This is a genomic window from Mesorhizobium sp. M7A.F.Ca.MR.362.00.0.0 (assembly GCF_004023175.1).
Classification (GTDB): Bacteria; Pseudomonadota; Alphaproteobacteria; order Rhizobiales; family Rhizobiaceae; genus Mesorhizobium.
Window position 1 is genome coordinate 1 of the sequence record NZ_RZTF01000511.1, and the last position, 3,903, is coordinate 3,903.

At 64.7% G+C, this 3,903-nt stretch carries 4 protein-coding genes; all 4 read left to right on the forward strand.

Annotated features, from left to right (window positions below):
- Nucleotides 1-90 precede the first annotated feature (90 nt).
- Genes EOC06_RS34150 through EOC06_RS34165 form a run of 4 tightly spaced genes read left to right on the forward strand, consistent with a single transcriptional unit; the run spans nucleotide 91 to nucleotide 3,850 of the window.
- Nucleotides 91-573: a (2Fe-2S)-binding protein gene (locus EOC06_RS34150; RefSeq protein WP_023813250.1), complete on the forward strand. Its 483-nt coding sequence runs from the start codon at nucleotides 91-93 to the stop codon at nucleotides 571-573.
- 13 nt (nucleotides 574-586) lie between these two features.
- A complete protein-coding gene (locus tag EOC06_RS44920) occupies nucleotides 587-1,954 on the forward strand; it encodes a xanthine dehydrogenase family protein molybdopterin-binding subunit (protein ID WP_128309881.1) in 1,368 nt (455 codons plus the stop codon).
- A 1-nt stretch (nucleotide 1,955) separates the two neighbouring features.
- Nucleotides 1,956-2,960: a xanthine dehydrogenase family protein molybdopterin-binding subunit gene (locus tag EOC06_RS44925; protein WP_128309882.1), complete on the forward strand. Its 1,005-nt coding sequence runs from the start codon at nucleotides 1,956-1,958 to the stop codon at nucleotides 2,958-2,960.
- Between the two features lie 8 nt (nucleotides 2,961-2,968).
- Entirely contained in the window at nucleotides 2,969-3,850 is an 882-nt protein-coding gene (locus tag EOC06_RS34165; RefSeq protein WP_128309883.1) for a MoxR family ATPase, read from the forward strand.
- Nucleotides 3,851-3,903: the final 53 nt, after the last annotated feature.

The window sequence follows — 3,903 nt, forward strand, 5'->3', positions numbered from 1 at the left end:
CGGTTCATCTCGGCCGGTTGCTGCTCGCTTAATATTCGTTCGGGGGCGCGCGTCTGTCCGCTGGTTGGGCAGGCGCGCTGGGAGGAAAACATGGCAAAGGTTCCGGTTCAATTCACGCTCAACGGCTCGGAAAAGGCCGAATTCATCGACAGCGGCACGACGCTGCTCCAGGCGCTGCGCGACAAGATCGGCGACACCTCGCCGAAAGGCGGCTGCCATCAAGGCACCTGCGGCGCCTGTTCGGTCATCATAGACGGCGAACTCAGGCTCTCCTGCCTGACGCTGGCCGAGACCTGCGATGGCGCCGTCATCAGCACGACTTCAGGGCTTTCGGAAAGCGGCGTGCTGCACCCGCTGCAGCGCGCCTTCCTCGACACCTTCGCCACGCAATGCGGCTTCTGCACGCCGGGCATGATCATGGCGGCCAAGGTGCTGCTCGACCACACGCCCAACCCCAGCCGCGACGAGGTGGTCGAGGCGCTATCGGGCAACATCTGCCGTTGCACCGGCTACGAACCGATCATCCAGGCGGTGCTGACCGCCGCCCGCGCCAATTCGCAGAACGCGGCCTGAGGGGTCCAAAAGAATGGAACTGCGCAAGAATTACTTCGCCGATGTCCGCAAAGATGATCTGCACGAGATCGGCCAACCTCGGCCGCGCTCCGATTCACCCGGCCATGTCACCGGCAAGACCGCCTTTTTCGCCGACCGCAATTTCCCCGGCATGCTGCACCTGAAGATGGTACGCAGCCCGCATCACCATGCCCGCATCCGCTCGATCGACACGTCGGAGGCGGAAAAGCATCCGGGTGTGGTGAAAATTCTGACCGCCAAGGATGTGCCGCACAATGTCTACACCATCCTGATCCTGATCCAGGTCGGGCCGGAGGACGAGACGGTGCTTGCCGACGGCAAGGTGCGCTGGAAGGGCGAGGCCGTAGTGGCGGTGCTGGCCGAAACCGAGCGTGCCGCGCAAGAGGCCGCAGCCAAGGTCAAGGTCGACTATGAGGTGCTGCCGGCCGTCTTCGATGTGGAAGAGGCGCTGAAACCCGGCGCACCGCTGGTCAACGAATATCACGGCCAGAATTATTACCTCTACGACAGCGGCGAGTGCCGCAAGGTGCGCTTCGGCGATGTCGAGGCGGGCTTCGCCGGCGCCGACCACATATTGGAGGAGAGCTACCAGTCCTCGCCGATCGAACATGCGCCGACCGAGACCACCGGCTGCGTGGTGGCACCCGAGGGCAATGACCGCTTCACCTGTTACACCAACACGCAGGCGATGTTCTTCACGCTCGACAACACCTCGATCATCCTGCAGATGCCCGGCAGCAAATTGCATTTCGTCGGCGGCACCGTCGGCGGCGGTTTTGGCGGCAAAGTCGACGTCATCGTCGAGCCGATCGCCATCCTCGGCGCAAAATTAACCGGACGACCAGTCTGTTTTATCTACAGCCGCGAGGAGGAGATGCAGATATCGTCGCCACGCGCGGCCGAAAAGGTCGTCATCAAGGACGGCGTCATGAAGGACGGCCGCATCGTCGCGCGCAAGGTCACTGGCTACACCGATGCCGGCGCCTATTCGCGCCACTCGCCCTATGGCGCGCAGAAGGGCGCGGGGCACTATCCCGGCCCCTACACTATCCCGAACGTCTGGATCGACACCTACTGCGTCTACACCAACCGCACGCCCTCCTCCGCCATGCGCGGCTTCGGCGTCACCATCGGCGATTTCGCGCTGGAGGTGCAGATGGACAAGCTGGCGCGGCTGATCGGCATGGATCCGCTCGAATTCCGCTTCATCAATGCCTATCGCGACGGCGACATGAAGGCGCACCGCCAGCCGACCGAGGGCGCGGCGCTGATCGAATGTATGCAGGAAGCCTCGCGCGCCGCCAACTGGCCGGTGGCGGAAAAGTACATGGCGATGTCATCCTACGTGAAGGGAGCTTGAGATGGCGATCAGGCGCGGACGCGGCGTTGCCGCCATCAACTATCCCACAGGCATGAACCTCGGCGGCGACCCGACGCAGGCGCTGGTGCATTCGACGCCGACAGGCAATTTCATGGTGACGCTGTCATCGGTCGATCTCGGCCAGGGCATGAAGCAGATCATGGCGCAGATCTGCGCCGAGACGATCGGCGTGCCGACCGACCGTGTCGTCGTCGACACCGCCGACACCGACACCGGCCCGCACTGCATGGGCACCTTCGCCTCGCGCGGCACACACCGCGCCGGCAACGCCGTCATCCAGGCGGCAAGGGAAGCCCGCCAGGTGATGCTGGAAGTGGCGGCCGAGGAGTTGGAGGTGAATGCATCCGACCTCGAGACCGACGGCCAGGGCAACATACTGGTCAAGGGCGCGCCGAAAAAGTCGATCTCGATCTTCGATGTCGCGCTGTCGGCGCATTTCAAGCGCGGCCGCTCGATCTCTGGCCGCGGCATGTTCCTGATCCCGCGCTCTTATCCCGAGAAAGAAACCGGCGCGATGAAGCCGTCGACCTGCTACGCGCATGCCTGCACCGTGGCCGAGGTCGAGGTCGACGACGAAACCGGCGAGGTCACCGTACTGACGGTGAAGAACGTCTTCGAGATCGGCCGCGCGCTGAACCCGAAAATGGTCGAACAGCAGCTGGTCGGCGGTTCGTGGATGGGCATCAGCCATGCGCTCTACGAGACGACCGAGCCCTATTATCCCAACCGCGATCATGGCGGCACCGACTTCAACCAGTATCTGATGCCGGGTCCCGGCGACCTCGCCGAGACCGAGATCATCGTGCTGGAGCGGCCATCGGCGGACGGACCATACGGCGCCAAAGGGCCGGGCGAAATGTGCGCCAACCCACAGATCCCGGCGGTCGCCAATGCCGTCTTCGACGCCGTCGGCGTGCGCATCGACACGCTGCCGATCACGCCGGAGCGCATCCTGCGCGCGCTGAAGGCGCAAGCGGCGAACTGAGGGCCGAAATGACCGGGACAAGCGCCGAGACATCAGCGACCTCGCCGGAGGCGGTGGCGCAGCATCTGGCCGCCTCGCGCTATCTGGCCGATGAAAGCCTTTCGACCGCCATCTTCCTGGCAATCCGGCTGGGCAAGCCGCTGCTGCTCGAAGGCGCGCCGGGCGTCGGCAAGACGGAAGCGGCCAAAGCGATCGCCGAGCTGCTCGGCCGCGATCTGGTGCGGCTGCAATGTTATGAAGGCATCGACGCCGCGCACGCGCTCTACGAATGGAATTATCAACGCCAGCTGCTTGCCATCCGCCATGCCGGCGAGCATGAGATCGACATCTACGACGACCGTTTCCTGATCGCACGACCGCTGCTGCAGGTGCTGAAGGCGCCCGAGCAGCGCGTGCTGCTGGTCGACGAGATCGACCGCTCGGACCACGAATTCGAAGCGCTGCTTTTGGAATTCCTCTCCGACTTCCAGATCAGCATTCCCGAGCGTGGCACCATCCGCGCCGCCGCACAGCCGATCGTCATCCTGACCTCGAACCGCACCCGCGAGCTCGCCGAAGCGCTGCGCCGCCGATGCGTCTATCATTGGATCGGCTATCCCGACGCCGAGCGCGAGGCCGCCATCATCATGCTGCGCGCCGGCAATGTGGCTGAAGCAACGGCGCGCGCCGTGGCGGCGGCCGTGCAGACCATTCGCGCCCGCCCACTGGCCAAGCCGCCCGGCATCGCCGAGGCCGTCGAATGGGCCAATGCCGCCACCATCCTGGAGAAAGGCGGCAGCCCGTGGCCGGAAGCCTTCCGCCGCGCCATCGGCGTGCTGATCAAGGACGAGGAGGACCTCTCCTACATTGCGCCGGAGCTTGGCCGGATTGTCGAGGAGGCGCTGGCGTGACGCGCGAGGTCATTTTGCAATGCTGGCGGGAGAGCGCCCCCCTCTGCCCTGCC